The sequence below is a fragment of the Methylobacterium sp. Gmos1 genome (assembly GCF_053764715.1).
Map to the genome: position 1 here is coordinate 205519 of NZ_JBSNCC010000005.1, position 25198 is coordinate 230716.

The window sequence follows — 25198 nt, forward strand, 5'->3', positions numbered from 1 at the left end:
TCACCCCGCCTGCAACAGCTTCACCGCCGCGTCGCGCTCGAACAGGTAGAGCAGCGCCCGCAGGGCGAGACCGCGCTCGGTCTTGAGCCCGGGATCACGCTCGACGATCAGCCTCGCGTCGTCGCGGGCCGCCACGATCAGGTCGCCGTCGGCCTCCGGCCGGGCGAGGCGGAAATTGGCGAGGCCCGACTGACGGGTGCCCAGCACCTCGCCCTCGCCGCGCAGGCGCAGGTCTTCCTCGGCGATGCGAAAGCCGTCCTCGGTCTCGCGCATCATCTCCAGCCGGGCGCGGGAGACCTGGCCGAGCGGTCCCTTGAACAGCAGCAGGCAGGTCGAGGCGCCGGAACCGCGCCCGACCCGGCCGCGCAGCTGGTGCAGCTGCGCTAGGCCGAAGCGCTCGGCGTGCTCGATCACCATCACGGTGGCCTGCGGCACGTCCACGCCGACCTCCACCACCGTGGTCGAAACCAGGATCTTGGTGTCGCCGACGACGAAGCGCTCCATCGCCTCGTCCTTGTCCTTGCCCGGCATCTTGCCGTGGACGAGGCCGACCGCCTCGCCGAAGCGCTCGCGCAAGGCCGAGAACCGCTCCTCGGCCGCCGCGAGGTCGACATACTCGGATTCGGCAACGAGCGGGCAGATCCAGTAGACCCGGTCGCCCTTGGCGAGCGCCCGTTCGAGGCCGAGCGTCACCTCCTCGATCCGGTCGGTCGAGACCAGCACCGTCTTGATCGGCTGGCGCCCGGCCGGCTTCTCGTCGAGGACCGAGACCTCCATGTCGCCGAAGTAAGTGAGCGCGAGCGTGCGGGGGATCGGCGTCGCGGTCATCACCAGGATGTCGACCGCCTCGCCCTTGCTCCCGAGCGCCAGGCGCTGGTGCACGCCGAAGCGGTGCTGCTCGTCGACCACAGCGAGGCCGAGGTCGTGGAACGCCACGTCGTCCTGGAACAGGGCGTGGGTCCCGACGACGACGTGGATCGAGCCGTCGGCGAGGCCGGCGAGCGTCGCGCGCCGCTCCGCCACCCGGTCGCGGCCGGTCAGCAGCGCGAGCGTGAGCCCCGCCGCCTCGACCATCGGCCTCAAGCGCTCGGCGTGCTGGCGGGCCAGGATCTCGGTCGGCGCCATCATCGCCGCCTGGCGCCCGGCCTCGATGGCGGACGCCATGGCGAGAAGCGCCACCGCGGTCTTGCCCGAGCCGACATCGCCCTGGAGCAGGCGCAGCATGCGCCGGTCCGAGCCCATGTCGCGGCGGATCTCGGCGAGTGCCCGGGTCTGGGCGCCGGTGAGCCCGAACGGCAGGGCCGCCTCGATCCGCCGCGACAGGGCCCCGTCGCCGACATTGGTCCGCCCGGCCGGACGGTGCATCCGGCTGCGCACGAGCGCCAGCGCCAGCTGCGAGGCCAGGAGCTCGTCATAGGCGAGGCGCCGGCGCGCCGGGGTCTTCAGGTCTTCTTCCGTCTCGGCGGCCTCGGCCGGACGGTGCTCGGTGCGCAGGGCATCGGCGAAGGCCGGCCAGCCCTGGCGCTCGAGCCACGACCGGTGCTGCCACTCCGGCAGAGTTGGCAGCCGGTCGAGGGCCGCGACCGCGAGCTTGCCGATCGCCCGCGAGGTCAAGCCTTCGGTGGCGCCGTAGATCGGCTCGACCGCCGGCAGGTCGGCCAGGCCCTTCTCGTCGAGGATGCGGGACGGGTGCACCATCTGGCGAAAGCCGTCCCACAGCTCGATCCGGCCGGAGACGTAGCGGTGGCTGCCGAGCGGCAGCATCTTCTCGATGCGGGCGCGGGGCAGGTTGAAGAACACCAGGGTGATGTCGCCGGTCTGGTCCTCGACCAGCACCCGGAAGGGTTTGCGGCCCGCACTCTGCGGCGGGCGGTGGGCGACCACGGTCACCGCGAGGGTTACCGGCTCGCCGGGCGGCGCCTCGGCGATCGAGCCGCGCAGCTGCCGGGCGATGCCGCGCTGGGGCAGGTGGAACAGGAGGTCGACCACCCGGGCCGGCCGCTCCGGCGTGCCGACGAGCTTGTCGATCAGCACGGCGACCTTGGGACCGGCCCCCGGCAGCACGGTCGCGGGGGCGAACAGGGGATCGAGCAGGGAGGGACGCAGCGACATCGGGGCGGAAGCGGAGGAGATTCGGGGGCTCTATACAGGACCGCGCCGCGGTTGCGGCCCCGCGGGTGTCGCAGGGCGCGGCGCGTCCCATATCAAGCAGCAGGGTTTCGCACCCGCGCCCCGGGCGGTAAAGCCGCTCCGGACCAGCCCGAGGAATTGTCTCAAGCGATGACCGGCACCACCCGCACCAGCGCCGACCTCGATCCGCGCCGCCGCCGCACCCTCTACCGCTCCTGGCACCGGGGCACCCGCGAGATGGACCTGATCATGGGCCGCTTCGCGGATGCCGAGATCGGGACGCTGACGGAGGAGGAACTCGCTGATTTCGAGCTCCTGATCGAGGTGCCGGACCGCGACCTGTTCCGCTGGATCACCGACGAGGCCGAGGTTCCCTCGAACTACGACACGGCCGTCTATCGCCGGATGAAGGCGTTCCACCAGCACGGGGCGCCGGTGGATCTGTGAGGTCGATTCAAGGTGAAGCGCGGGCCTTGAACCCTCCCCCCCAACGGAACTCGGGCTTGCCCGAGTTCCGCATTCACTTGCCCAAGTCGGGCATGCCCGACTTGGGTCGGGGGAGGGTGGCCTGCGAAGCAGGCCGGGAGAGGGGCAGCGCGACGCGGATCCAGCTCGCGCCCTTCATGCAGGTCGCGACCTCTCCGGAAGCGGCGTCCCCTCTCCCGACCCCTGCTGACGCGGGGGCCACCCTCCCCCGCAGAGGGGGGAGGGTTTTACCGCGCTTCTTCCGGACGCGTTGATTGATCCCAAGTTCCGTTCCCGGCCCGCCCGCTCAAAAGACCCGCTAAAAGACCCGATGGCCAAGCCCGCCCCCAAGCCTCCCGCCCCGCCCGCAGCTCCGAAAAAGCCCGCGGCCGCCCGGTTCGCCCTGCCGAAATCCGCCGCCCTGACCAAGGCCGTGGAGGCGCTGAAGGCCGGCGACAGCACGACGCTGGCGCGGGTGCCGGACGGGTTCGACGCCCTGGTGGTGGCCGACCTCGCCCGCGCGCTGGCGCAGGTCTCGGAAGGGCCGGCGGTCCTCGTCCACGTCGCCCGCGACGGCACCCGCTCGGCGGCCTTCGCCAGCGCTCTCGCCTTCGTCGCCCCCGAGATCGAGGTGATGAGCGTCCCGGCCTGGGACTGCCAGCCCTACGACCGGATCTCGCCGAACGCCGCCATCGCGGCGCAGCGGATGACGGCGCTGTCGCGGCTTTCCCGCACCCGCTCCTCGGCCGAGAAGCCGCGCATCCTCGCCACCACGGTCAACGCCCTGGTTCAGCGCGTCCCGCCGAAATCCCGCATCGCCGTCGAGACCTTCTCCGCCGCCCCCGGCAACGCGCTCGACACCGACCAGATCGTCGCCTGGCTCGAGGCCAACGGCTTCCTGCGCACCGGCACCGTGCGCGATACCGGCGAGTACGCGGTGCGCGGCGGCATCATCGACCTGTCGCCGCCCGGGCTGCCGAACCCGGTCCGCCTCGACTTCTTCGGCGACACCCTCGAATCGATCCGCGCCTTCGATCCCGAGACCCAGCGCACCATCGGGCAGTTGCGCTCCCTCGACCTCGTGCCGATGAGCGAGGTGCAGCTCACCACCGAGACGATCCGGCGCTTCCGCCAGGGCTACGTCACGGCCTTCGGCGCCGCGACCCGCGACGACCGGCTCTACGAGACGATCAGCGAGGGACGACGCTACGCCGGCCTCGAGCACTGGATGCCGCTGTTCTACGACCACCTCGACACCCTGTTCGACTACGTCGCCGGCGTGCCGCTGGTCCTCGACCACCAGGTCGACGACGCGGTGGCCGAGCGCCTGAGCCAAGTCCAGGAATACTACGACGCCCGCTGCGAGGCATTGAGGGAGCGCCAGAGCGGCACCGCGCCCTACAAGCCGCTGAAGCCCGACGCGCTCTACCTGTCGCCGAACGAGTGGGCGAAGCGCGTCGAGGGCGCGACGGTCGCCCGCCTCGCCCCCTTCGACGTGCCGGAGGTCTCAGGGAGACGCCTCATCGACTGCGAGGGCGTGCCCGGCCGCGACTTCGCGCCGGAGCGGGCGCAGGAGGGCGTCAACGTCTTCGACGCGGCCGTGACCCACGTCCGCGACTTGCAGGCCTCCGGCCACCACGTCGTCCTGGCGGCGTGGTCCGAGGGCTCGCGCGACCGGCTCTGCGGCGTCTTGACCGAGCACGGCCTGCCGAAGCCCAGGAGCATCACGCGGCTCTCCGACGTCCTGGCGATGAAGCGCGGCCAGGATATCGGCGTCGCGGTCTGGGGCCTGGAGGGCGGCTTCTCCGCCGGCCAGCTCGCCGTGGTGGCCGAGGGCGACATCCTCGGCGACCGGCTGGTGCGGCCCAAGCGCAAGGCCAAGCGCCCGCAGGACGTGATCCTGGAGGTGCAGGCGCTGGCCCCCGGCGACCTCGTGGTCCATGCCGATCACGGCATCGGCCGCTTCGTCGGGCTGAAGACCGTGACGGCGGCGGGCGCACCCCACGACTGCCTGGAGATCCAGTACAGCGGCGGCCTGCTGCTGCTGCCGGTCGAGAACATCGAGCTCCTGACCCGCTACGGTTCGGAGGATGCCGAGGTCGCCCTCGACAAGCTCGGCGGCGGGGCCTGGCAGGCGCGCAAGGCCAAGCTCAAGCGCCGGATCATGGAGATGGCCGGCGCCCTCATCAAGGTCGCGGCCGAGCGCTTCCTGAAGTCGGCGCCGAAGATGGCCCCGCCCGAGGGCACCTACGGCGAGTTCGCCGCCCGCTTCCCCTACGAGGAGACCGAGGACCAGGAAGCGGCGATCGCCGCGACGCTGGGCGACCTCACCTCCGGCCGGCCGATGGACCGGCTGGTCTGCGGCGACGTCGGCTTCGGCAAGACCGAGGTGGCGCTCCGCGCCGCCTTCGTCACCGCTTTGTCCGGCAAGCAGGTCGCGGTGGTGGTGCCGACCACGCTTCTCGCCCGCCAGCACGCCCGCACCTTCGAGGCCCGGTTCAAGGGCCTGCCGGTCAACGTCGCCCAGGCCTCCCGCTTCGTCGGCAATGCCGACCTGAAGAAGGTCCGCGAGGGCCTGGCCGACGGCTCGGTCGACATCGTGGTCGGCACCCACGCGCTGCTTGCCAAGAACATCGTCTTCAAGGATCTCGGCCTCATCATCATCGACGAGGAGCAGCATTTCGGCGTCGCCCACAAGGAGCGGCTGAAGGCGCTGAAGTCGGAAGTCCACGTCCTGACGCTCTCGGCGACGCCGATCCCGCGCACGCTGCAACTCGCGATGACCGGGGTGCGCGAACTCTCGATCATCGCGACGCCGCCGGTCGACCGGCTGGCGGTGCGCACCTTCGTGATGCCGTTCGATCCGCTCTCGATCCGCGAGGCGCTGCTGCGCGAGCGCTATCGCGGCGGCCAGGCCTTCTACGTCGTGCCGCGCATCGAGCACCTGGAGGAGGTCAAGCGCTTCCTCGACCGCGAGGTGCCGGAGGCCAAGGTGGCGGTGGCCCACGGCCAGATGGCGGCGGGCCAGCTCGAGGACGTGATGACGGCCTTCTACGAGGGCCAGTACGACATCCTGCTCGCCACCACGATCGTCGAATCGGGCCTCGACATCCCGACCGCCAACACCTTGATCGTCCACCGTGCCGACATGTTCGGCCTCGCCCAGCTCTACCAGCTGCGCGGCCGCGTCGGCCGCTCCAAGGCCCGGGCCTACGCGCTGTTCACCACGCCCGAGGGCAAGACCCTGACGGTGCAGGCGGAGCGGCGCCTCTCGGTGCTGCAATCCCTCGACACGCTGGGGGCCGGCTTCCAGCTCGCCAGCCACGACCTCGACATCCGCGGCGCCGGCAACCTGCTCGGCGACGAGCAGTCCGGCCACGTCAAGGAAGTCGGCTACGAACTGTACCAGCAGATGCTGGAGAGCGCGGTTGCAGCGCTCAAGTCCGGCAACGCGCTGCCGACCGACGAGCAATGGTCGCCGACGATCGCGCTGGGTGCTCCCGTCACGATGCCGGAGGAGTACGTCTCGGATCTCTCGGTGCGCCTCGGCCTCTACCGCCGCCTCGCGACGCTGGAGAACGACCGGGAACTGGAGAGCTTCGGCGCCGAGCTGATCGACCGCTTCGGCCCGATGCCGCCGGAGGTGGAGCAGCTTCTCAAGATCGTGACGATCAAGATCCTGTGCCGCGAGACCAACGTCGAGAAGGTCGAGGCCGGCCCGAAGGGCATCGTCATGCACTTCCGCGACCGGTCCTTCGCCAACCCGGCCAAGCTCGCCGGCTACATCGCGGACCAGCGCTCCTTCGCCAAGGTGCGGCCGGACATGAGCGTGGTGTTCATCCGCGATCTCGCCACGGTCGCGGAGCGGCTGAAGGAGACCACCGCGATCCTGCGGGATCTCGTGAAATTGATTACGCGCAAGAAGGCGGCGTGAGGGGCGTCTCCTTCGACAGTGCAGACCGATTTGATCCTGACACCGGCTCGAAGGCGATTACTCGCATCGCGGAGCGCGTTGGACCAATCCAACGTTTCCCCGATCGTTCTGCCGAGTCGGCGCGCGACGCGCCGACTTCGTGTCGCCCGAAGGTGACGCTACCCCGCCGAGGCCGCAGAACCGGCGGGGTTCGCTGTCAGCCCCGGCAGGTCAGGCCGGATCGTTCTCCTTCGGATCGAAGGGTTTGGCGCGCTCGTCGGAGGGCGACTGCGCGTCGGGGTCGAGGCGGCCGTCGATGATGCGGTCGCCGGTCTTAGGCTCGGGTGCGTCTCCGCGGCGCTGGTTGTTGTGGCCGTCCTCGTGCTTGGCCTTGTCGTCGGGCATGGGTGTCTCCTCCTGAAGACTGGCACATAGGGCCCGATGCACGACAGGACGACGGGTGGATCCCGCGGAGCGGGGGAACCACGGCGGAGCATTCGTTCGCGAAGGGCCGGGTGCCGAAAGCGGCCCTATCCATCGATCGGATGGGCCGGTTCAACCATTGCGGTCACCGGCCAGGACATCGCGGACCGTCTGCACGACGTCCCCGGCGCCGGGTAGGACCGACACCCTTGCTCAGAACCGCGCAATCACCTGCACCCGCACCGTGCGCGAGGCGCCGGGCGTGATGTTGTTGTTGGCATCCGCCGTCGCGATGTAGCGCCGGTCGAACAGGTTCTCGATGTTGACCTGCGCCCGCACCCCCTCCGACACCTGGTAGAACAGGCCGAGATCGAAGCGGGTCACGCTCGGCAGCCGCACGGTGTTGTCGGACGACGCGAAGGTGTGGGTCTGGTTGATGACACCGATACCGACCGCGAATTCGGGCGTGATCGCGAACTTGTTCCACAGCGTGACGGCGTTGAACGGCACGAGCGCCACGGTATTGCCGGTGCGGATCACCGTCGAGCCGGAGCTGAAGTTGCTGACGATGCGGGCATCGGTGAAGGCGTAGCCGCCGGCGATCTGCCACCAGTCGGTGACGAAGCCGTTGGCGCCGATCTCGGCGCCCTTGGTGTTGGTCTGGCCGGTGGTGAGGAAGTAGCCGGGGCGGTTCGGGTCGGCGAAGCGCTGGTTGTAGCGGTCGAGGTCGTAGAGCGCGGCGGTGAGCTGGAGCACCGGCGAGACGTCCCACTTCGCGCCGATCTCGCGGTTCTCGAACCGCTCCGGCACCGCGATCGCGAGGCCCGGGGTCAGGGAGGAGAACTGGTCGCCGGACGAGGGCAGGTAGGAAACGCTGTAGCTGCCGTAGAAGGACAGGTTCTCCCACGGCTTCACCACGAAGCCGGCCCGCGGCGAGACCAGGTCGTCGATCCGCGCGGTGGTGACCTGCGTGCCGCGGTCGGTCGCGGCGAAATCGAAATGGTCGTAGCGCAGGCCGCCGATCAGCTGGAGATGCGGCGAGATCTCGACCTGGTCCTGCACGTAGGCCGCGGCGAGGCCGAGGTCGTAGCGGCTGTTGTTGCCGCCATTGTAGCGGAAATTCACCGGTACCCGCGAGACCGGTGAGAGCGGGTTCACCACCAGCGACGTCGTGCCGGTGGTCGAGAAGAAGCCGTCCTGCCGGTAGGCGAGGCCGGTCTGGTAGCCGAGCTCGAACCCACCGAGCAGGGTGTGGCCGAGCGGGCCGGTGGCGAATTTGTACGTGAAGTCGTTCTGGCTGAAGTAGTTGGTGCGCGGCGTGGCGTTGTTGTAGGCGCTCAACGTCATGCTGGTGCCGGCGGCGTTGACGGCGCTGCCGGGAAAGACGTTCTGGTAGAACTTGTCGTAGTCGGCGAAGCGCAGCTGGCTGTGCAGCTGCACGCCGGATTCGAAGCGGTGGTCGAGGGTCGCGGTGGCGATGTTGGCGTCGATCCGGGCGTAGCTGAGGTCCGGGTTGCCGAAATAGGTCCGGGTGTTGTCGCGGTAGCGGTAGGGCCGGCCGAACTGCGAGGGGATGCCGCGGTCGGTGACGCGGTCATCGTGAAAATACTCGTAGGAGAGCTTGAGCGTCGTGTCGGGCCCGAGCACCAGCGTCCCGGTCGGGTTGATGCCGTAGCGGCGGATATGCCCGAAGTCGCGGTAGGTGCCGGTGTCCTCGACCACGCCGTTGAGGCGGAAGAAGGCGCTGTCGGAGAACCGGTCGCCGATGTCGAGGGCGACGCGCTTGTTGTCGAAGGCGCCGCCTTGCGCGACGATCTCGCGGATCGGCACGCCGTCGGCCTCCTTCAGCACCCGGTTGATGACCCCGCCGCCGCCGCCGCGGCCGAAGATCATCGCGTTCGGACCTTTGAGCACCTCGATCCGCTCGATGTTGTAGAGATCGCGAAAATACTGCACGTCGTCGCGGATGCCGTTGACGTAGAAATCGGCGTTCGAGCGCTGGCCGCGGATCACCACGTCGTCGCGGTTGCCCTCGCCCTGGTGCGGGATCACGCCGGGCACGTAGCGGATCGCCTCGGTGAGGCTCTGGAAGCCCTGGTCGCGGATCTGCTCGCGCGTCACCACGGTGACGGATTGCGGCGTGTCGATCAGCGGCGTGTCGGTGCGGGTCGCCGAGGCGGTGCGCCGGGTGAGGTAGCCGACCGTGTCGCCGCGCCCGGTGCCCCTGGCCCCCGAGACGTCGATCGTCTCCAGCGCCATCTCGCCCTCGGGCGGGGCGGGCTGCTGCGCGAGGGCGGCGGCGGGCGCCAGCATGGTGGTGGCGAGCAACAGGGTGGCGCGGGCATGCGCGGCCGGCTTCGTCATGGCGGATCGTCCGAGAGACAGAACTATCGCCTCGCGAGGGGCGCCCTGTTCTCGCGAGACCTTTTCGCCTTGGCAGCCGCGCGCCGCCTTCGCAACGGCGTGACTGTCGGAAACGAACAGGTCTTGTTTTTACCTGGTATAAGATGAAGTCGCAGGGAGCCGGCGAAGCGCTTGGGCCAGCTTCGTGAGTACCGGCGGCTTGCAATCGTTCAAAGAAGCGTGGCGGCTGCGGGCGACCGCGACCGTTGCAGAAATGCACCGCTCCGACGGCTCCGCCGTATCCGGCGGATTGCCGTGCGTATCCCGGACGTAAGGGGCGTCAGGCGTCCAGCCGGTCCCGCGCCGGCATCGTCGCCGGGCCGGGTCCGACCTGCGCCGCGCGCAGGCCCGCCGCCATCGCCTGGAGGCGGTTCTGCGGGTCCTCGGGCTGAATCACGCCGGCCGACATCACCAGCTTGGCGGCGTCGTCGACGCTGATCGACAATTCGATCACCTCGGCGCGCGGCAGGTAGAAGAAGAAGCCGGTGGTCGGGTTCGGGGCGCAAGGCAGGAACACGCCGACATGGTCGTGCCCGGAACCGAGCGCGGTCTGCACGTCCGGCCCGGCCGGGGCCGACAGGAACACGATCGACCAGGTGCCCTTCACCGGGAACTCGACGAGGCCGACGGTGCGGAACGAGGTGCCGCTGGTGGAGAACAGCGTCTCGAACACCTGGCGCAGGCCGCGATACAGCCCCGAGATCACCGGGGTACGGGCGAGCAGCACCTCGCCGAACTCCACCACCGAGCGGCCGACGAGGTTGGCGGTGAGCGCGCCGAGAGTCGTCAGCGCCACGAAGGCGATGACGAGGCCGAGGCCTGGCACGCTGAACGGCAGGTAATGGTCCGGCAGGTAGGCCGAGGGCACCAGCGGCTTGACCCAGCCGTCGATCAGGCTGATGCACCACCAGGTGATGTAGATCGTGATCGCCAGCGGACCCGCGACGATGACGCCGGTGAAGAAGTAGTTCCGCAGGCGGCCGCGGACGCTGACCCGCTTGCGGGTTGCCGACGGGTCCGGATCGGGGATCAACGGCGAGGTTTCCGACACGATCTGCGATTCTCGACCCGGGCAGGCGCCCCCTGCCCCCGAAGAGGTAGCGGTTTGCTGCGCTGCGCTCAAGGCGGGGAAGACCCTTTGTCGATCCGCCCTTCGCCGGATCCGGCCGCCCTGCGGGCGGTCCTCGCCCGGGCGCTCGCCGATCCGATGGCGAGCTGGAGCCTCGGCGGCTACGGGGCGGGCGCGACCTTCCGGCGCGATCCCGAGGAGCCGGCGGAGCCTCCCTGCGGTGGTCGCCCCGGCCTCGTCACGCTCCGCGGCGCCGTGGTGCTGGAGGGGGCCGACGCCCTCGTGCCGGTCGCCTACGAGACGGCGCTCGGCGACGGCTGGAGCCAGGCCCTCGCCCTGTGCCGGCCGCTCACGTCTCTGCCGCCCTGCCCCGCTCCCGGGTTGAGCGAGATCGGTTCCGACGATGCGGCGGCGCGGTCTACGGACCGGGACGGGGTGCTGTTCTGCCTCGGACTCCCCTCACGCCAGGTCCGGCTCCTCGCCCGGGTGCGGGGCGCAGGCATCCCGGCCCTGCGCGCCGCCTGCGGCCGCCCGGCCGATGCCGCTCTCTGGGCGTCGCTTTCCGGGCTCGGGGCGACGCTTGTGGCGGCCTCGCATCTGGCCCGGATCGAGGTCGCGTTGCCCGACGCGCATCCGGGGCCGCGGGCGCACTGGTTCGACAAGCTCCTGCGCCAGGGCCGCCTGCACGCCGCCACGGCGTCGATCCCGCCGGGCCTTGCCCCGGTGATCCACCTGCACCCGCCCCATCCGCTGACGGAAGCCGGCTACGACATGGACCGCCACACCATGTTCCAGGACTGGCTGGCGCGCTGGGGGGATCCGGCGCTGGTCGCGCTCAAGCAGCGGATTCTCGCCGGGGAGGTGGTAGCGGTGCCGGAGACCCGGGCGGCGCGGGGCGTGGCGCGGGTGGCGCGGGTGCAGCGGCGGTACGTGGCTTCGCGGTGAGGGCCCGTTCGGCGTCCCCGACAGTCTCGACGCGCTTGGCGTCGTTCCGGGGGAGGCCGCGGGTCGGATGAAAGGGACCTGCGAGCCGCGCCTTCGCGCATGAAGCCTTCGGCCCCAAGAAAAAAGGCCGCCCTTGCAGGCGGCCCGAAGTCTAGGGAGGAAACGCCCAAAAGAGGGCAGCAGGGCCGCGACGCCATCGCGACCGTGCACTGCAAAAGATAAACCTCCTGGCGGCCTTCGCAAGTGCGAAAGCGCACCGATGGTCGATTTTCTCCTAAACGATCGCGGCCGCCACAACGGCGACACCCCCGCCGGGGGCCAGCGGGGGTGTCGCGTCGCGATCGATCGGCCTGTCGCGGTCAGCGGCGCAGGATCTTGGTGACGAGGCGGCCGACGAGGTTGCCGGAATCGTTGTAGGTCACCCGGTCGTCATAGGGACGGCTGTCGGGGCGCAGGCGGGGATCGTCGTTCCCCAGGATCTTGGTGACGATTCGGCCGATGAGGCTCATCGTAGTCTCCGTGGTGCGCAGGCATGTGGACTTCGGCGGATCAACGGCGAAGCAGCCTCGGCCGTTCCGCTCCCCGATCACGCCAGTTCCGCCATCGCCTCGAAGACGAGCGCGTGGCGGGCGGCCAGCGCCTCGATGTCGGTCGCGTAACCGCCGCCGATCACCGCGACGAGGGGGATGCCGCGCCGGCGCGCCGCACCGACGACGTGGGCCTCGCGCCGCGCCAAGCCCTCGTCGGTGAGCGCCAGGCGGCCGAGGCGGTCGTCGCGGTGGGGATCGACGCCGGCATTGTAGAACACCAGGTCCGGGCGCTGCTCCTCGATGAGGCGCGGCACGTGGAGGGCGAGCGCCGCCAGGTAGTCGTCGTCGGTGAGCCCGTCGGGCAGCCCGACATCGAGGTCGCCCGGCACCTTGTCGTGGGGATAGTTCTTCTCGGCGTGCATCGAGAAGGTGAACAGGTCGGGCTCGTCGCGCAGGCAATCGGCGGTGCCGTCGCCCTGGTGCACGTCGAGGTCGATGACGAGGGCACGGCGGATCGTGCCCTCGCGCTTCAGGGCGAGCGCCGCCACCGCGACGTCGTTGAAGACGCAGAAGCCCCGCCCCCCGTCCCGCCTGCCGTGATGGCTGCCGCCCGCGGTACTGCCGGCAAGCCCGCCCGCGAGCGCCAGCCGGGCGGCCTTGAGCGTGCCGCCGCAGGCGGCGAGCGAGCGCCGCGCCACCCCCCCGTCGACCGGCAGGCCGATGGCCCGCTCGACCGCCCGCGGCACCGTGCCGGTGACGACATGCTCGACGTAGGACGCGTCGTGCGCGAGGCGGATCAGCGCCGGGTCCGCGGGCTCGGGCGTCACGAACCCGTCCGGCACCAGGCCGCGGGCCTCGATCGCGGCGGCGAGCCGCCCGTACTTCCCCATCGGGAAGCGGTGGCCCTCGGGCAGCTGGGCCTCGTAGGCCGGGTGGAACACGACCGGGACCATGCGACAGACCCTGTGGACAGCGAGGAGAGGACGGTCACGCTCAACGCGCCGGCTGACGAGGAAGCAGGCGCGACCGCGCGCCGCGGGCGCCGATAATCTCTTCGCGGAGACCAAAGGGTTAGCGCCCCCTCTTCCCCCCGGTCGAACCGGCGCGGCGGTTTCTCTTGGCCGGCATATGCTCTAGCTTGTCCCGGGACCGGGCCGATCGACGAACACGGTTTGGACACGAATTCGCTCGACCCTTGGGTAAGGAACTCGGAGCGGAGGGTTCGGGCGTCGCGGGGATCGAGCCTCGCGACTGCCGGAAGACGGGCGCGCCGCGGGCGCGACAGTATTTCTAGGCTTCGTCCGGATGGGCGGGGCCTGCAAGCACGGCCGGGGGGCATGCGGGAACGGGTCGACGGTCGCGGCGCGCGAAAGGCGCGCCGGTGGTTGGGAATTGCCAAGGCTGCCAGCCTCGCGCTCGGGCTGGGCGCGGCGGAGCCGGCGCGCGCCTTCGACCTGTTCGGCCTGTTCGGCTCCGAGGAGGCGCCGCCGGCTCCGAGCCCGGCCGCCCTGCCCTATTCGGTCCGCTTCCAGGGCGTCGAGGACGAGGACCTGCTGCGCGCCCTCCAGGACACCTCCAGCCTCTACCGCCTGCGCAACGACGCGCCGCCGGACGGCGAGGGCCTGCTGCGCCGGGCCGAGGCCGATGCCGGCCGTCTCGTCGATGCTCTATGGGGCTTCGGCTACTATGCCGGCACGGTGGGCTTCCGCATCGAGGACGTCGTGCTCGGGGGCGACGCCGCCGCCCGTGCCGCCGTGCGCGCCGCGGAGGCCGCGCGCAACCGCTCCCTCGTGGCGGTGCGGGTCTCCGTCGACCAGGGCCCGCTCTACTCCTTGCGGCGCATCGCCGTGCTCGATCCGGCCGGCGTGCCGTTTTCGCCAGAGGCCGTGCCGGCCCGCCTCACCCGCCTCGACGACGACCCGCCGGCCCGCTCCGCCACCGTGCTCGCCCGCGAGGCGGCGCTGGTCGACGCTTTTCGCCGCCAGGGCCACCCCTTCGCCAAGGTGCTGCGGCGCGAGCCAGTGGTCGACCACGCCGCGCGCGCCATGGACGTGACCTTCGTGGTCGATCCCGGGCCGAAGGCGGTCCTCGGCCCCATCACCGTGCGCGGCACGGAGAACGTCGACCCAGCGGTGGTGCGCTCCTTCATCTACGCCGAGCCGGGCGATCCGTACTCGCCGCAGGCGCTCACCGACATCCGCCGCTCGGTCTCGCGCATCGAGGCGCTCGGCGGCGTACGGGTGCGCGAGGGCACGGCGCTCGATCCCGACGGGGGCCTGCCGGTCTTCGTCGACGTCACCGAGCGCTCGCCGCACATCGTCGGCGTCTCGGCCCGCTACTCCACCGTCGACGGGCCGGGCGTGCGCGCCTACTGGGCCGACCGCAACCTGTTCGGCGGCGGCGAGACCCTGCGGATCGACGCCGACCTGTCCTATCTCGGGCTGGGCACCGACTATTACGCCCGCCGCCGCAAGCTCGCCGGTATCGAGACCAACGGGCTCGGCGGGCGGCTTGCCGCGACCTTCGTCAAGCCCGCCCTGTTCGGCACCCGCAACGACCTGATTGCCAGCGCCTTCATCGGCCGCGAGGTGCAGCAATCCTACCTCAGCGACGCCACCGGCGGCACGGTGGCGATCCGCCACCGCTTCGCCGACGCGTTCTCGGCGCAGGTCGGGCTCGACGGCCGGTTCGGCTCGGACCGCGACGCGCTCGGCCGGGTCGATTACGGGCTCCTCGGGCTGAACGCCGGCGTCACCTACGATTCGACCGATAGCCTGCTCGATCCGACCCGCGGCTTTCGCGTCACCGCCTCGCTCACGCCCTATGCGGGCTTAGGCCAAAGCCCGGACCTCCTGATCGCCAAGGCTCAAGGCTCGACCTACTACGCCTTCGACGACGAGGCGCGCTACATCGTGGCGGCGCGCCTCGGCTTCGGCTCAATCAGCGGCGCGAACCTCGCCGACATCCCGGCCTCCCTGCGCTTCTTTGCCGGCGGCGGCGGCTCGATCCGCGGCTACTCGTACCGCACCGTCGGGCCGATCGGCCCCTACCAGCTGCCGATCGGCGGGCGCTCGCTGCTCGAGGGCTCGATCGAGGGCCGGATCAAGATCACCGACACGATCGGCATCGTGCCCTTCGTCGATGCCGGCACGGCGTTCGCCGGCACCCTGCCCGACTTCGACGAGCGCATCCGCGTCGCGGCGGGCTTAGGGCTTCGCTACTACACCGGCATCGGCCCGATCCGGGTCGATCTCGCGGTGCCGCTGAACCCCGACAAGCAGCTCAAGCAGCCGCCGGTCGCCCTCTACATCAGCCTCGGTCAGGCGTTCTGAATGATGCAGCTGCGAGGACGCGCGCGGGACTTGTCCGCCTCACCCCTTTCCCGGACGACGGGAGCGTCAGCGGAAGGAGATCCGGGATCCAGCATGACAAGTCGCGAAGCGTCGGCCTGTCTGCAACGGTGCAGCATCAGGAGCCGCTTTGCGGCACGTCTCCCCTGGTTCCCGGATCTTCTCCCGCTTCGCTCCCGTCGTCCGGGGAAGGGGGGAGCCATGTCGCGCCCCCTCACCGCCGCGTTCGCCGTCGCCCTCCTCGCCCTCGCCTGGCTCGGCCACGCCGCCACCGGCGAGGCGGCCGAGGGCGAGACCACGATCCTCGGCGACCTCCTGTCGCGCGCCCTCTCGACCCCGACCTCGCGGGTCTCGATCGGCGCCGTCGACGGGGCGCTCTCCTCCGACGCCACCATCCGCGACGTCGCCATCGCCGACCGCAACGGCGTCTGGCTGCGCCTCGACAAGGCCCGGCTGATCTGGCGCCGCACCGCCCTGCTGTCGCGCCGCCTGGAGATCGACCGGCTCGAGATCGGGCGCCTGGAGGTGCTGCGCCGCCCCCTGCCCTCCGCCACCCCGCCGTCGCAGGACAAGGAGGCGCTGCTGCCCGACCTGCCGGTCAAGGTGGTGGTGAAGGCCTTCGCGCTCACCGACCTCGTCCTCGGCGAGCCGGTGATCGGCGAGGCCGCCCGGATCGGCGGGGCGGGACAAGCCACCCTCGGCGACCCGCGCGAGGGCCTCGACCTCGGCGTCGGCCTGCGCCGCCTCGACAAGCCCGGCACCGTCACCCTCAAGCTCGCCTACGTGCCGGACAATTCCCGCCTGGAGGTGAAGCTCGCCCACGACGAGCCCGCCGGGGGGCTGGCCGCGCGGCTGATGAACCTGCCGGGCCTGCCGCCGGTCACCCTCGACCTCGACGGCAAGGGCACGCTCGATGCCTGGAATGCCGGCCTCGTCTTCAAGGCCGGCGAGGGCATCGGCGCCGACGGCAAGGCCCGCATCGACCGGGTCGGGGCGGAGCGCCGGATGGTGCTCGACCTCGCCTCGCGGGTCGAGGGCCTGATGCCCGGGCCCCTCGCGGCGGTGTTCTCCGGCACCACCCGCCTCGACGGCGCCCTGCGCTTCGCCGACGCCGGCGCGGTGCAGGTCGACCGGTTCGAGCTGACCTCCCGCACCGCCCGCCTCGCGCTCAAGGGCGGGGTCGACGCGGCCCGCAACGCCGACCTGACGCTCCAGGCTCGCGCGCTTCCGACCGAGGGCGGCGTCACCAAGGCCGGCGACTCGACCCTCGAAGCCCTGGTGCTCGACGCGAGCCTCAAAGGTCCCCTCGACGCGCCGGCCGTGCGCGGGACGCTGCGCGCCGCCGGCCTGTCGGCGGCAGGCAGCCGGCTCGGCCGGGCGAGCGCCGACCTCGTCGCCGAGCCGCTGCCGCGGGCGCCCGAAGGCCAGTCATTCCGCCTCGCCGCGAGTGCCGACGTAGACGGCCTCCACCTCGCCGACCCGGCCTTGCGCCGCGCGATCGGCCCGAAGGCCGCGTTCCGCCTCGCTGGCCGGATCGACCCGAACGGCGTCGCCGACCTCGACGCGGTGACGATCGAGGCGCCGACCGCGAATGCCCGCTACGCCGGCCGGATCGGCCGCGACGTGGTGGCGGGCACGCTCCAGGCCGAACTGCCCGATCTCGCGGCCTTCTCGCTCGCCGTCGGTCGGCCGCTCGGCGGCCGCGTCGCCGTCAAGGCCTTGCTGTCGGGCGATCCCGGCCGGGCCGGCGTCACCGCCGACGTCGAGGCGAGCACGGAGAAACTATATCTCGGCACCCCCGCCCTCGACCGGACCCTCGGCCGCGACCCGCGCTTGTCCGGCCGCCTGACCCGCCTGCCCGACGGCTACGCCGTCCAGGCCGCGCGCCTGACCGGCCACGCGGTCACCGCCACCATCGACGGCCGCGCCACCGAGACCAAGGCCGACATGACCGGCCGGGTCGACCTCACCGACCTCGCGACTCTCGACCCCGAGCTCGCCGGCCGCGCTGCGCTGGACGCCCGCCTCACCGGCTCGCTGGAGCGGCCCGACCTCGCCCTGACCCTCTCGGCGCCCGAGGCCCGCGCCATGGGCCGCCCGGTCCGCGACTTCCAAGGCCGCGCGACGGTCACCGACGCCACCGGCGCCCTCGACGGCACCGTGGCCCTCACCGGCCGGATCGACGGCAAGCCGCTCACCGGCGACCTCCATCTCGCCCGCCGCGACGCCGACTGGCTGCTCGACCGCCTCGCGCTCACCCTCGGCTCGGTGAATCTCGCGGGCCGCGCCGCGGTCGATCCCGCCTCGCGCCTCGCCGAGGGCGAGGTGACGCTCAAGGCCGGCGACCTCGACGACCTCTCGGCCCTGGCGCTGACCCGCCTGCAAGGCCGCCTCGACGCGGCGATCTCCCTCTCCCGCACAGGGGGCCGGCAGGACGCCCGGGTGCGGGCGACCGGCGAGGGCGTGCGCGGCGCCGGCATCGCGCTCTCGCGCCTCGACGCGGATCTTACCGGCTCCGACCTGTGGACGAGCCCCCGGGTCTCCGGGCGGCTGTCCGCCGACCGGATCGTCGCCGGCTCCGAGATGATCGAGGCCGTCCGCCTCGACGCCAGGCCCGCGCCCGACGGCAGCGACCTGACCCTCCAGGCCCGGGCCCGGGGATTCGCCCTCGACGGCGCCGCGCGCCTCGTCCCGGCCGGGCCCGCGCGCCTCGATCTGTCGCGCCTCAGCGCCGTGCGCGGGGCCGACCGGCTCGCGCTGGCGGGCCCGGCGACGATCACGTTTCGCGACGAGGGCGTGACGGTAGCGGGCCTCGCCATCGCCGCCGGCGCGGGACGGGCGAGCCTCGACGGCACGATCGGCCAGCGCCTCGACCTGCGCCTCGGCCTCAAGAGCCTGCCGCTCGCCCTGGCCCGCATCGCCGCGCCGAGCCTGAACCTCTCCGGCACCCTCGACGGCGAGGCCGTGCTCGCCGGCCCGGCCGCCAGCCCGGAAGGGCGCTACGCGCTGAGCGTGGCCCGCCTCGTCACGCCCGAGACCCGCTCCGCCGGCCTGCCGCCGATCGACGCCCGGGCCGCGGGCCGGATCGAGGACGGGCGCGCCGGCCTCGACGGCACGGTGACGGCGGGACGCGGGGTGCAGCTCACGCTGTCGGGCTCGCTGCCCGTCGAGGCCGGCGGCGCCCTGGCTCTGCGCACCCGAGGCACCCTCGACGCGGCGCTCGCCAACACATTGCTGGCCGTCGGCGGCCAGCGCGTCACCGGCCGGGTCGCCCTCGATGCCGGCATCGCCGGCACCCTCCAGGCCCCGAAGGTCGACGGCTCGGCTCTGCTCACCGGCGGCAGCTTCACCGACCCGCTCCAGGGCGTGCGACTCACCGACATCCAGGGCCGGGTCGTCGGCCGCGGCGACACGATCGTGATCGAGCGCCTGACCGCCGCGACCCGCAACGGCGGCACGCTGCAGGCGCAAGGCCGCGTCGCCGTCGAGCCGGCGGCGGGCTTTCCGGGCAACCTGACCATCCGGGCCGACCGGGCCGAGCTGGTCTCGAGCCCGCTGATGACGCTGATCTCCGGCCTCGACCTGTCGCTGACCGGGCCGCTCGCCCGCACCCCCCGGGTCACCGGCCGGGTCGACGTCGTCTCCCTCGACGTCTCGGTGCCGGATCGCCTGCCCGCCACGGTGCAGCCGCTGCCCGGCATCCGCCACGTCAACGCGCCACCCCAGACCCGCGCCCGCCTCGCGGCGCGTGCCAAGCGCGAAGCCGCGACGCGGCGCGGGGCGAAGGCCCCGCCCTTCCTTGCCACCCTCGACGTCGCGGTGAACGCGCCCGGCCGCATCACCGTGCGCGGCCGCGGCATCGACGCCGAACTCGGCGGATCGCTTCGCCTCACCGGCACCTCGGCGGCACCGATGGCCAATGGCGCCTTCGCGATGCGCCGCGGCCGGATCCAGATCATCGGCCAGCGGCTCGACTTCACCCGCGGCCGCCTGACCTTCGCAGGCGACCTGACCGCCCCGGAGCTCGACTTCCTGGCCCAGTCCCAGGCCGGCGACGTCACCGCCAAGATTGCCGTCACCGGCCCGGCGAACCAGCCCGATTTCGCCCTCTCCTCCGAGCCGCCGCTGCCGCAGGACGAGGTGCTGTCGCGCCTCTTGTTCAAGAAGGCCTCCGGCGGCCTGTCGCCGTTCCAGGCGCTGCAACTGGCGCAAGCCGTGGCCCAGCTCTCCGGCGGCTCGGGCGGGCCCGACGTGTTCGAGAGCGCCCGCAAGGGCCTCGGCCTCGACAGCCTCGACATCCAGGCCGGCGCGAAGGGCGGCGCGGCCGTCGGCCTGTCGCGGGCGCTCGGCGAGCGGGTCAATGTCGGGGTGCGCGCGGGTGCGCGGCCGGAGGATAGCGCCGCGACGATCACCTACGACGTGACCGGGCGGATCAAGGTGCAGGGCGAGGCCGGCGCCGATGGACGGACGGCCGTGGGGGTGGGGGCGGAGTGGGAGTATTGAGGCTTGGATCGCGGGCGACGCGGCTGTACGACATCTGAGCGTCTATGTTCGCCAGCCGCTGCCAGGGGCGAAACACAATCAGCTTGCCCTTGCGAACGGCTGCTTTCGGCTCTTTCGCGATAGACTGTGGGGCTCAGTGGCTCCCCATAACGGCCACTCGATCACGGCACGATGTCGCGCCAGCCACGCTCCAGCATCCATGTCGCGCCATTGAAGGTGAAGAAACAGCCGCCCCCAGCTATTGGCTGACCATGGTCCCGTGAGATGGTCTTGCCCAGTAGGTCACATAGAAGAAGCGTGCCTACCCCTCCATGCGAAACAATGCACAGGTCGCCGGCACTGCCGCCATGGGTAGCGATACAGTCCTCCACCGCTGCCTTGATACGCGCCTGGGCGTCCACCGCTCGCTCCCAACCTAAAACGCTCGTCTCCGGCTCGGCAAAGAAACGATCCACAATCTCCCAGAAGCGAGGTGGCGCGATGTAGCCGGTAGCCGAGCGGTCGTTCTCGCCAAGGCGCGAGTCGGTCGTGACAAGACACCCGAGTCGCTCGTGCAGCATATCAGCCCCGTCTCGCGCCTTGCGTTCATCGCTGACGAAGACATGGCCGATTCTCATCGCCTCGGGTCGTGCGCAGAAAGCCGCCATGCGCTCGCGACCTCGTGCCGACAGACCCCAATCGGGCACCGGTACAGCCGGGTCGATCGTGACTTCGGGATGGGTGACGAAGAGAACTCGCACCCCTGAATGCTATACTCCTGAGCGGCCAGCTACGTCCAGCATGCTCGAACCCTGCCTGAAAACCAATAGGTAGAAAAGACATAAGGTTGATACATTCGGCGATAGGTGTCTCCTGCGCTTCGATAATACGCTTCATCAAAGCCACTACCGTCTGGACTGCGAGCACTTGAACCAGCGCGAAAGCGGAGCCCTCAAGGTCAGGCATCTGTAGCGCGGCGGCCTGGAGCGCATCTTTACGAACTCAGCCATACGGGAGGTCGGAGGCTTCACCCCGCCCCTGGCGGCATCGCCAGATGATGCCCCGTCTCCCGCTGGAACGCCGCCCCGACGCTCAAGCACAAGGCATCGTCGTAGGGCTTGCCCACCACCTGCGCCGCCACCGGCAACCCGGTGCGGCCGAGGCCGGTCGGCAGCATCAGGGCTGGCAGGCCGGTATAGTCGAACAACATGGTGTTGCGCGGCAGCACCGCCTGGAGCGGGTGGGCCTCGCCGTTCACGTCGATCGTGAGGTTGTCGAGCGAGGCCGCCTCACCGCCGAGGCCCGGGGTCACCAGGACGTCGACCTCGGACAGCGCGTCGAGGACCTGCGCCAGCACGACCGGCCGGCGGCGCAGGGCGCGCAGGTAGTCGGTGGCGGAGAAGAGCCGGCCCTGGTCCATCCGGGCGCGAGTGCCGGGATCGAGCGCCGCGGCGCGGTCGAGGTCGGGCTCCTGGAGCGCAGCGAGTTCGGCCATCACGATCGTGTAGCCGTCCTGGTGCGCGGTCGCGACCGGCCCGAGATCGACCGGCACGAGGCGCGCACCCTGCCCTTCCAGCACCCGCAGCATCGCCTGCCAGGCTGCGAGCACGCCAGAGTCCTGCATCGCCGTGAACCAGCCGTCGGGTACGCCGACCCGCAGGCCGGGGAGGCCTCGCGCCCGGGCGGCGTCGTAGCGGCCGGCGGCGTGCGGGTCGGCGCCGTCGGGGCCGGCGATCCAGGGCATCACCCGGGCCAGGTCCTCGGCCGAGCGGGCCATCGGCCCGACATGGTCGAGGGTCCAGGACAGCGGCGCGACGCCGGTGCGCGGCACCAGCCCGCGGGTGGCTTTGAGGCCGGTGATGCCGCACCAGGCCGCGGGAGCCCGGATCGAGCCGCCGGTATCGGTACCGAGCGCCAGCGGCAGCAGCCGGGCGGCGAGCGCGGCGCCGGACCCCGTGGAGGAGCCGCCGGTCCAGCGCGTCCGGTCCCACGGGTTGGCGACCGCGCCGTAGCGGGGGTTGTGGGCCGAGCCGCAGGCGAACTCGGTGGTGGCGAGCATGGCGAGCGGGATTGCGCCGGCGGCCCTCAGCCGGGCCACCACGGTGGCGTCGGTGTCGGCGACCCGCGCGCCGGTGAGGCGCGAGCCGCAGGTCACCGGCGCGCCGGCGCAGTCGATGATGTCCTTGATGCCGAAGGGCACGCCTTCGAGGGGGCGGGCCTGCCCCGCCCGGATCCGCCGGGCGCTCTCCGCCGCCGCCTCGTCCGTGCCCGGCACCGGGGCGAGCACCGCGTCGCGGCCGGAGGGGTGGCGGGCGATGCGCTGCCGAAGGTCCGCGACGAGCCCCACCGGATCGGTCACCCCCGCCGCGTAGGCGGCCTGGAGCGCGCCGATCCCGAGGGCATGCAGCGGACCGTCCTCCACCGGCGGCAGCGGCGGCGCGACGGGCGCCGCCTCTTTGGTCTCGCGCGCGGCCTCGCGCAGGCGCTGCTCGGCATGGGCCGGCTCGGGGGCGTCGCGCTCCCAGGCCGAGGACAGGTCGCGGGCCGGGGCGGCCTCTGCCACCGTGCCGGCGAGGATCGTGCGGGCGATGAGCGCGTCGGACACGCTCACGCGGCGACCTCCTGGCGAACCTGCAACCGATCCTGACGGCAGGCCATCATCGGCTGGATCCGGGTGCCGAAGATGTCGAGGCCTGCGAGGAAGTCGTCGAAGGTCAGCATGATGCCCTTCACCCCAGGCACGGTCGCCGCCTCGTCGAGCATCCGCGCCACCTTAGCGTAGGAGCCGACCAGCGTCCCCATGTTGAAGTTCACCGCCCCCTCGGGCAGGTTCATCCAGGTCGCGGTCGAATCGGCCGAGGCGTTCTTGTCCTGCGTGCTCTGGTCGAGCATCCAGGCCAGAGCCGCCATGTCGGCGCCCTGGCGGTAGGCCATCCAGCGCGCTTCCGCCGCCGCGTCGGTCTCGTCGGCGATCACCATCATCAGCACGTAGGAGCCGACGTCGCGCCCCGTTTTTGCTGTCGCCTCGATCAGCCGGGCGCAGGTCGGCGCGCAGGCCGTCGGCGTGTTGAGGCCGGTGCCGAGGACGAAGTTGTAGTCGGCGTAAGTGGCGGCGAATTCCATGCCGCGCCCGCTCTGGCCGGCGGCGACGATCGGGATCGGGCCGGAGGGCGCGGGCTTCATCATGCAGCCCTCCATCCGGAAATGCTCGCCCTGGAAGTCCGAGGTGCCCGTCTCCCACAGCTCCTTCATCACCCGGACGTACTCGGTCGAGTAGTCGTAGCGGTAGCCGAAATAGTCGTCGCCGGGCCACAGGCCCATCTGGGCATACTCCGCCTTCTGCCAGCCGGAGACGATGTTGACGCCGAAGCGGCCGGGGGCGATCGAGTCGATCGTGGTCGCCATCCGGGCGACGAGGGCCGGCGGCAGGGTCAGCACGGCGGTCGAGGCGAAGAGCTTGATCCGCTCGGTCACCGCCGCGAGGCCGGACATCAGGGTGAAGGATTCGAGGTTGTAGTCCCAGAACTCGGTCTTGCCGCCGAACCCGTGCAGCTTGATCATCGAGAGGGCGAAATCGAGCCCGTAGCCTTCCGCCTTCTGCACGATCGCCTTGTTGAGGGCGAAGGTCGGCCTGTATTGCGGGGCCGCCTCCGAGATCAGCCAGCCGTTGTTGCCGATCGGGATGAACACGCCGACATCCATGCGAAGCGCTCCGGGTTCCGGGGGCGGCCATGAGACCGTCCGGAGGGGCTTTGCAGGATTGGGGCCGTTTTCACGTCCCGCTCAGCGCGCTCGTTATATCGGTGCGGGCGAAATCGTTGCCGATGAACAGCAAGGGGCACCTGCGTGCCTTGGCCAGCGCGTAGGCGAAGCAATCGCCCATGTTCAAGCCGGCCGGATGCACACCCTTGCCCCACCGTGTGTATGCAGCGGCGCACTCGTAGGCCATAGCTGCCGTGATAGGGATGACATCGAACGCGAGATCGTCGACGAGCGCCTTCACGCCCTCGGCAACGTTCCGCCGCTGCGAGACGATCATGGCTTCCGCCAAGGTGCCGGCCGAGATCAGGATATGGGGTTCGGTGACGAGCACGGCCATGCAGGCTACGGCCTGCGCTTCGTCCTGAGCGACGGCCATCAGTGCGGACGTGTCGACCACGATCACCGTGGCAGACCCTCGTCATCGTAGAGGAAATCCTGGCTTCGGGCGGCCGACGGTCCGGGCGTTGCCTTGGCACGGCCGGCTTCCCGGACAGCCATGATGATCCGCTCCCGTTCCTCCACCGACTGGGGTGCCCTCACCGGCACGAGCCGTACGGCGGCTCGGCCCTGATGGGTGAGAATCACCTCGTCGCCGGTTTCTGCACGCCGCACGAGGTCGGCCAATTGCCCTTCCGCTTCCGCAACGGAGACCTTCATGACGTCATTCCGATTCGTTGCCGGATGGGAGAGTGGACTGCGCCACCGCCTCGTTCAATAGTTCTGCCGCTCGGATTCGATCGGGAGCGGGGCCGCCTCGGAGCCGTCGCGAACCGTACCGCCATCCGGATCGCCCACGCCCCTGAAGCGGACGTCCAATCCGTCGAGGCGAGCGACCCGCCCTCAGCGCCGAGGCGCCGACTGCGGACGCCCTGATCGCACGCTTGCCCGTCATGGTGGCGGATCCGCGCGACGAGGACGGCCCCGTCCCGGTGACCGTCGTACCCGGCTATCGCCCCCGCCGCGCCGTCAGCACCGAGGCTCCCAGCACCGCCAAGCTCACCGCCCCGATCAGCAGGGTCGAGATTGCGTTGATCTCCGGGGTCACGCCGAGGCGGACCTGACTGTAGAGACGCATCGGCAGGGTGGTAGCGCCCGGGCCCGAGACGAAGCTCGCGATCACGAGGTCGTCCATCGACAGGGTGAAGGCGAGGAGGAAGCCGGCGATGACGGCCGGCGCGATCAGCGGCAGGGTCACGGTGCGAAACACGGTGGCGGGCGCCGCACCGAGGTCGGCGGCGGCGTCGAGCAGCGAGCGGTCGAGGTGGCGCAGGCGTGCCTGCACAACGACGGCGACGAAGCACAGCGTGAAGGTCGCGTGCGCGATCACGATGGTCCAGAAGCCGCGGGGGATACCGAGGCCCACGAAGAGCAGCAGCAGCGACAGGCCGGTGATCACCTCCGGCATCACCATCGGGGCGTAGACGAGCCCGGTGAGGAGCGGCCGGCCGGGGAAGCGCCGGCGCCCGTCGAGGGCGAGCGCCGCCAGCGTGCCGAGCACCGTCGCGAGGCTCGCCGAGGCGAGCGCCACCTTCAGGGTGACGAGGGTGGATTCGACGAGCGGGCCGTTGTCGAGGAGGCCGGCATACCAGCGGGTCGAGAACCCGGCCCAAACCGTGACGAGGCGCGAGGCGTTGAACGAGTAGACGACGAGCAGCAGGATCGGCCCGTACAGGAAGGCCATCCCGAGGCCGAGCGCGGCCCAGGCGAGCGGATGGGCGCGGTGCAT

Annotated in this window: 17 protein-coding genes; 5 read left to right on the plus strand and 12 right to left on the minus strand. The window is 71.3% G+C overall.

Features of this window, described 5'->3' with window-relative positions:
* Positions 1 to 2112, minus strand: coding sequence for an ATP-dependent DNA helicase RecG (recG, locus tag ACS5PV_RS12855; protein ID WP_455395709.1), 2112 nt, complete (start codon positions 2110 to 2112; stop codon positions 1 to 3).
* A 168-nt stretch (positions 2113 to 2280) separates the two neighbouring features.
* Here recG and ACS5PV_RS12860 point away from each other — a divergent pair, with 168 nt between their 5' ends.
* Positions 2281 to 2577, plus strand: a complete 297-nt coding sequence (locus tag ACS5PV_RS12860; protein ID WP_455395710.1) for an FAD assembly factor SdhE — start codon at positions 2281 to 2283, stop codon at positions 2575 to 2577.
* Positions 2578 to 2926: 349 nt separating this feature from the next.
* Positions 2927 to 6529, plus strand: coding sequence for a transcription-repair coupling factor (gene mfd, locus ACS5PV_RS12865; protein ID WP_455395711.1), 3603 nt, complete (start codon positions 2927 to 2929; stop codon positions 6527 to 6529).
* A 210-nt stretch (positions 6530 to 6739) separates the two neighbouring features.
* Here mfd and ACS5PV_RS12870 read toward each other — a convergent pair whose 3' ends face one another.
* From ACS5PV_RS12870 to ACS5PV_RS12880, 3 genes are all read right to left on the minus strand, one after another.
* Positions 6740 to 6913 (minus strand): hypothetical protein, encoded by a 174-nt coding sequence (locus tag ACS5PV_RS12870; protein ID WP_455395712.1) that lies wholly within the window; start codon positions 6911 to 6913, stop codon positions 6740 to 6742.
* A gap of 231 nt (positions 6914 to 7144) precedes the next feature.
* Complete coding sequence (locus ACS5PV_RS12875) at positions 7145 to 9295, minus strand: TonB-dependent receptor (RefSeq protein WP_455395713.1); 2151 nt, start codon at positions 9293 to 9295, stop codon at positions 7145 to 7147.
* A 319-nt stretch (positions 9296 to 9614) separates the two neighbouring features.
* A complete protein-coding gene (locus tag ACS5PV_RS12880) occupies positions 9615 to 10385 on the minus strand; it encodes a DUF502 domain-containing protein (protein ID WP_455395714.1) in 771 nt (256 codons plus the stop codon).
* 87 nt (positions 10386 to 10472) lie between these two features.
* Between ACS5PV_RS12880 and ACS5PV_RS12885 the strand changes: the two genes are divergently transcribed.
* The gene (locus tag ACS5PV_RS12885; protein WP_455395715.1) at positions 10473 to 11348 is read left to right on the plus strand and encodes a DUF6925 family protein; all 876 of its coding nucleotides are present in this window, start codon (positions 10473 to 10475) and stop codon (positions 11346 to 11348) included.
* Positions 11349 to 11707: 359 nt separating this feature from the next.
* Here the strand turns inward: ACS5PV_RS12885 and ACS5PV_RS12890 are convergent, their stop codons facing one another.
* Positions 11708 to 11857 carry a TFIIS helical bundle-like domain containing protein gene (locus ACS5PV_RS12890; protein WP_455395716.1) on the minus strand — a complete coding sequence of 50 codons (150 nt, stop codon included), beginning with the start codon at positions 11855 to 11857 and terminating at the stop codon, positions 11708 to 11710.
* Between the two features lie 77 nt (positions 11858 to 11934).
* Positions 11935 to 12831, minus strand: coding sequence for a histone deacetylase family protein (locus ACS5PV_RS12895; protein WP_455395717.1), 897 nt, complete (start codon positions 12829 to 12831; stop codon positions 11935 to 11937).
* A 384-nt stretch (positions 12832 to 13215) separates the two neighbouring features.
* Here ACS5PV_RS12895 and ACS5PV_RS12900 point away from each other — a divergent pair, with 384 nt between their 5' ends.
* Positions 13216 to 15210, plus strand: a complete 1995-nt coding sequence (locus tag ACS5PV_RS12900) for an autotransporter assembly complex protein TamA (protein ID WP_455395718.1) — start codon at positions 13216 to 13218, stop codon at positions 15208 to 15210.
* 219 nt (positions 15211 to 15429) lie between these two features.
* A complete protein-coding gene (locus tag ACS5PV_RS12905; RefSeq protein WP_455395719.1) occupies positions 15430 to 19731 on the plus strand; it encodes a translocation/assembly module TamB domain-containing protein in 4302 nt (1433 codons plus the stop codon).
* 161 nt (positions 19732 to 19892) lie between these two features.
* Here the strand turns inward: ACS5PV_RS12905 and ACS5PV_RS12910 are convergent, their stop codons facing one another.
* From ACS5PV_RS12910 to ACS5PV_RS12935, 6 genes are all read right to left on the minus strand, one after another.
* Entirely contained in the window at positions 19893 to 20471 is a 579-nt protein-coding gene (locus ACS5PV_RS12910) for a histidine phosphatase family protein (RefSeq protein ID WP_455395720.1), read from the minus strand.
* Between the two features lie 266 nt (positions 20472 to 20737).
* Positions 20738 to 22321, minus strand: coding sequence for an amidase (locus ACS5PV_RS12915; protein WP_455395721.1), 1584 nt, complete (start codon positions 22319 to 22321; stop codon positions 20738 to 20740).
* Positions 22318 to 23412, minus strand: a complete 1095-nt coding sequence (gene rutA / locus ACS5PV_RS12920) for a pyrimidine utilization protein A (protein ID WP_455395722.1) — start codon at positions 23410 to 23412, stop codon at positions 22318 to 22320. The genes ACS5PV_RS12915 and rutA overlap by 4 nt, the downstream gene beginning before the upstream one ends.
* Positions 23413 to 23482: 70 nt before the next feature.
* A complete protein-coding gene (locus ACS5PV_RS12925; protein WP_455395723.1) occupies positions 23483 to 23875 on the minus strand; it encodes a type II toxin-antitoxin system VapC family toxin in 393 nt (130 codons plus the stop codon).
* Positions 23872 to 24129, minus strand: a complete 258-nt coding sequence (locus tag ACS5PV_RS12930; protein ID WP_455395724.1) for a type II toxin-antitoxin system Phd/YefM family antitoxin — start codon at positions 24127 to 24129, stop codon at positions 23872 to 23874. Before ACS5PV_RS12930 ends, ACS5PV_RS12925 begins: the two co-directional genes overlap by 4 nt.
* A gap of 289 nt (positions 24130 to 24418) precedes the next feature.
* A complete protein-coding gene (locus ACS5PV_RS12935) occupies positions 24419 to 25198 on the minus strand; it encodes an ABC transporter permease (RefSeq protein ID WP_455395725.1) in 780 nt (259 codons plus the stop codon).